Here is a 1,170-nt window from a genome sequence, read left to right as displayed (position 1 = left end):
CAGCTTCAAAGTTTGGCAACCCTTGGTTATCAAATGGCTGAAAGTAGAATGAGGTAATTACTGAGCTTTCATCCACACGTTTGACTAAAATAAAGTCACGTTCGCCACGCCAGCCACCTTGTTGTTGCTCTTTAGCTGTATAAATTGACTCTTCCGCCGCAATCAATATGTTGGCTAATTGGCCATAAGCTTTGGTCCAAGCATCAATCACTTCGTCTGTTGCAGCATCACCGAGTACGGCTTTAATGGCTTGTATTAAACAACTGCCAACAGCGTCATATTGTTCAGGTAAAATGCCTAATGCAACATGCTTTTGAACGATTTTACTGACGGCTTCGCTTAGGTTACCGAGCGCATCAATATTGGCACCATAAGCAATCACAGCGTTAGCAAGTGCTTTAGGTTGAGTACCTTTACCTTGGTTAGTTTGATTGAAATAAGGCAATACTTCAGGATGCTGTGCAAACAGTAATGGATAGAAATGGCTGGTAATGTCATTGGCGTACAGTTGTAACGCGGGAACAGTGGCCTTAATTATTTGAACAGTTGCAGTGTCTAACATACGTGATTCCTCTTAGGGAGTAAAATAGCGATAAGCTTCAATCAATTACCTTGTATATGCAGACATTACACATAACGTGCCAACATTTACCCCGCTGTTTTTAAACATATAAATTATATAAAGGTTAAATTGACCTAGATCAATATATATGTCAAATTAACCTAAATTGGGTTAATTTGACATATTATGAATATTGTTCCCTTTATCGACATTGTTGAAGACTTAAATCGTGACCTGATAAAATCGGAGCGTTACTTACGGCTGATTTTAGCGATTCAGCGCGCTATCCCATGCGACGTAGTGGCCTTGTTGAAACTTAAACATGATCATTTAGTGCCAGTAGCCGTTGTAGGGCTAAAGCAGCAAGCCCTCGCCAGACAGTTTTCGATTAACCACCATCCACGCTTACAGCAAATTTTAGCTAACCCACATATTACCCGCTTTGATGCCGACTCAACGCTGCCCGATCCCTACGACGGTTTAGTCGATGATGGCAGTGAACAATTGCACGTGCATGACTGCATGGGCAGTACTATTTATATCGATGGTAAAGCGTGGGGCGTTTTAACTTTAGACGCCATGAAAGCCGGTAGCTTTGATTCGCTTAA

The 1,170-nt window shown here is 41.5% G+C and carries 1 protein-coding gene and 1 pseudogene; one reads left to right on the top strand and one right to left on the bottom strand.

Annotated features, from left to right (window positions below):
• The coding region (locus CXF78_RS01270; protein WP_257984795.1) for a globin domain-containing protein at positions 1-562 on the bottom strand (562 nt) is incomplete at its 3' end.
• A gap of 186 nt (positions 563-748) precedes the next feature.
• On the opposite strand from CXF78_RS01270, the pseudogene CXF78_RS01265 reads away from it, so the two are divergent.
• A pseudogene (locus CXF78_RS01265) lies at positions 749-1,170 on the top strand (nitric oxide reductase transcription regulator); the annotation flags it as partial.

The sequence above is a fragment of the Shewanella sp. 11B5 genome (assembly GCF_002836795.1).
Classification (GTDB): domain Bacteria; phylum Pseudomonadota; class Gammaproteobacteria; order Enterobacterales; family Shewanellaceae; genus Shewanella; species Shewanella frigidimarina.
The sequence above is the reverse complement of the archived record's forward strand: the minus strand, read 5'-3'. Positions and strand labels throughout refer to the sequence as shown.